Raw genomic sequence first — 2,729 nt, forward strand, 5'->3', positions numbered from 1 at the left:
GAAGGGCGGTAGGCCGCTTAAAAGCACTAGTCGCCAGAGGCGACTAGTGCGTCCAGGACTGCTTGCGGTAGGTGGCGAAATTGTCGGCGTAGGCCTTGAGGATCACCGGCGGCTCCTGCGGCTCGTGCAGGCGGAAGGCGATGCCGTGGCGTTCGGCGTAGGCGACGGCCTCTTCCTTGGAATCGAAGGTCAGGCGGACCTGGCCGTTCATGTCCGACGATGAGGTCCAGCCCATCAGCGGGTCGATGGTCCGCGCCGAGGCCGGTTCGAACTCCAGCCGCCAGTCTCTCGACTTGGCCTTGCCGGATTGCATGGCGGTCTTGGCGGGGCGGTAGATGCGGGCGATGGCCATGGCGGTCTCTCGAACGGTTGCCGCCGTAATACAACGCATTCGCCGTCGCTCAAGCGCCAAACCGCGCCCTTCGCAGCCGCCCGCCGCCGGCCCTGCGTGAAAAATCCTTGAAATCTCCACATGCCTCCGCGCGGCGACCGGCGCATGAAGGGTCATCACTTTCACGGCGAGGCCGAGATGACGGGCATGACCAAGACCGACGGCGGACAGCGGTTTCCGCTTTGGCGCGTGGCGATGTGGGGCGGGATCGCGGCCCTGCTGCTGCTGCCCGCCGTGGCGATGCAGTTCACGCACGAGGTCGCCTGGGGGCCCGAGGACTTCGCCTTCGCCGGCGTCCTGCTGATCGGCGCGGGCGCCCTGTTCGAACTGGCGGCGTGGAAATTCCGCAGCCTGACCGGCCGGCTGATCTCAGCCGCCGTCATCCTGGCCGCTGTGCTGCTGATCTGGGCCGACGCCGCGGTGGGCGTCTTCTAGGGCCGCCTAGGCCTCCAGCGCACTATGAGGACAGGCGCCGTCTCTTCAGGAAGGTTGAGAAAAACAACACGCCTCCTGTCAGAGCCATGCAGAGCGCGGCGTAGACGGCTCCGGTCATCCACCCCGTCGCGCCGAACATGACGACGGCGATCCAGTGATCGAGGAACAGGCTGCGAAGGCCAAGATAAGCGACCGTTCCCGCCAAAAGCAGGACGACGCCTATCACTCTCAGATGAGGGCTGTCCAAGAAGCGCATCCGCGTCGCCTTCCAAACAATTCCACCAATGAGAGTATCGGGACAGTTTGGAGTCAAGCGCCAGCATCGCAAAGGATGTCGCGGGGCCGGCCATCCGCTTCTGGATTTTAGTGATGGTCGGAGTGAGAGGATTCGAACCTCCGACCCTCTGGTCCCAAACCAGATGCGCTACCAGGCTGCGCTACACTCCGGCGGCGGGATTTGACACACTCGTCGTCCCGCCGCAACGCGCCTGACGACCTTATTCGGCGAAGAAGGGATGCGCGACCTTGTCGCCCGGCTTGGCGCCGATCTCGTCCGAGCGTCCGGCGCGCAGTTCCAGCACACCCATGGCCGGTCCGTTCGACGGCAGGACCCGGTCGTTGTTGGGCGCCGCGTTCTTGACGATCGAGACGATACGGCCGTGCGGGTCGATGTAGATGATGTCCAGCGGGCTGGGCGTGTTGTGCATCCAGAAGCCGCGCTCGGCGACGTCGGGGAACTGGAACAGCATGCCGCGATCGTCGGCGAGCGGCGGACGCTCCATCAGGCCGCGCTGGCGCTCGGCTTCATCGTCGGCGATCTCGACCATGAATTTGTGCGCGCCGCTCGAGGTGGTGATGGTCAGCGGCTCCATCGGCTGGCCGTCCGGCCCCTTGGGCGTCCCGAGGGCGCAGCCGGCCAGCAGCACCGCACCGGCGACGAGCGCCGGAATTCCACGACGATGAATCATTCACATCCGCCCTTTGCAAAGGGAGCGGATGTCCTATCCGCCCATCCTGATTTCAGCGACCACCAGCCCCTTGGGGCCATCGGCGAACCGCACCGAAACCGACTCTCCGGGCAGGAGATCGTCCAGCCCGCAGCGCCGAAGCGTTTCGACATGGATGAAGATATCTCCGGGTTGGCCGTCGCGCACCACGAATCCGTAGCCCTTGGTGCGGTTGAACCATTTCACCACCGCCGGCTCGAGCGGACCGCCGGCGACGGGCGGCGCCGCCTCGCTGGACTGGCGCAGGCCTTCATAGCCCGTCGGACGGCGCGGCTGCTGGACGGCCAGGGCGGGATCGCCCTCGCCCAGGTCGACGATCTCGATCACCTGCCAGCCCTTGGGGCGGCGTACGCAGTCGCAGGAAATGGGCGCGCCTTCGGCCGCGGTCTCGTGTCCGCTGTCGCGCAGGCTGGAGATGTGCAGCAGCACGTCCTTCAGGTCGGTCATGCCCGGGTCGTCAGGTACGATGAACCCGTAGCCCTTGCCGGGGTCGAACCACTTGACCCGTCCGGCGATCCGCACCGCGGTCACCGTTTCCCCACCCTCGTAGTCAGACACAACTTTCCCCCTGCCCGGGATCTGTACGGGCACGTCTTATTTAACACGGTTCTTTGAACACCTGAAAAGCGAAAAACACCCATTTTCGTTGGTTGTGCAGTCGAATTCGTTCAACCGTTGCCGGATCGCCCGGAGCACGGATGTTTCACACGGCGTGGCGGGTCGCCGGGGCGATAGGGCTTTGAGATCAAGGGCAAGGGCCCCAGCCCACTGGCCTGCGAGGCCACGCGGGCGTCCTGGCCCGCGGTCAGGCGGACGGGTCTTCCGGCAGCATCTCACCCACGGCGTCCCGGCCGAGGTTCCGGACCTGACGATGGCGATGAGAAGAAAATCGATCC

At 65.4% G+C, this 2,729-nt stretch carries 5 protein-coding genes and 1 tRNA gene; 1 reads left to right on the forward strand and 5 read right to left on the reverse strand.

Annotation, left to right across the window (positions count from 1 at the left end; genetic code table 11):
* Positions 1-43: 43 nt before the first annotated feature.
* Positions 44-352 carry an ETC complex I subunit gene (locus Q0C81_RS01240; protein ID WP_291832445.1) on the reverse strand — a complete coding sequence of 103 codons (309 nt, stop codon included), beginning with the start codon at positions 350-352 and terminating at the stop codon, positions 44-46.
* Positions 353-496: 144 nt separating this feature from the next.
* Here Q0C81_RS01240 and Q0C81_RS01245 point away from each other — a divergent pair, with 144 nt between their 5' ends.
* The gene (locus Q0C81_RS01245; RefSeq protein ID WP_291832446.1) at positions 497-826 is read left to right on the forward strand and encodes a hypothetical protein; all 330 of its coding nucleotides are present in this window, start codon (positions 497-499) and stop codon (positions 824-826) included.
* A 22-nt stretch (positions 827-848) separates the two neighbouring features.
* Here Q0C81_RS01245 and Q0C81_RS01250 read toward each other — a convergent pair whose 3' ends face one another.
* The 4 genes from Q0C81_RS01250 to Q0C81_RS01265 form a co-directional block, all read right to left on the reverse strand.
* Positions 849-1,082 carry a hypothetical protein gene (locus Q0C81_RS01250; RefSeq protein WP_291832447.1) on the reverse strand — a complete coding sequence of 78 codons (234 nt, stop codon included), beginning with the start codon at positions 1,080-1,082 and terminating at the stop codon, positions 849-851.
* Between the two features lie 114 nt (positions 1,083-1,196).
* Positions 1,197-1,273, reverse strand: a tRNA-Pro gene (locus tag Q0C81_RS01255).
* A 50-nt stretch (positions 1,274-1,323) separates the two neighbouring features.
* Complete coding sequence (locus tag Q0C81_RS01260; RefSeq protein WP_291832448.1) at positions 1,324-1,794, reverse strand: DUF192 domain-containing protein; 471 nt, start codon at positions 1,792-1,794, stop codon at positions 1,324-1,326.
* Between the two features lie 33 nt (positions 1,795-1,827).
* Positions 1,828-2,391 (reverse strand): cold-shock protein, encoded by a 564-nt coding sequence (locus Q0C81_RS01265; RefSeq protein WP_291832449.1) that lies wholly within the window; start codon positions 2,389-2,391, stop codon positions 1,828-1,830.
* Between the last annotated feature and the right edge of the window lie 338 nt (positions 2,392-2,729).

The organism is Brevundimonas sp., from assembly GCF_023259385.1.
Classification (GTDB): domain Bacteria; phylum Pseudomonadota; class Alphaproteobacteria; order Caulobacterales; family Caulobacteraceae; genus Brevundimonas.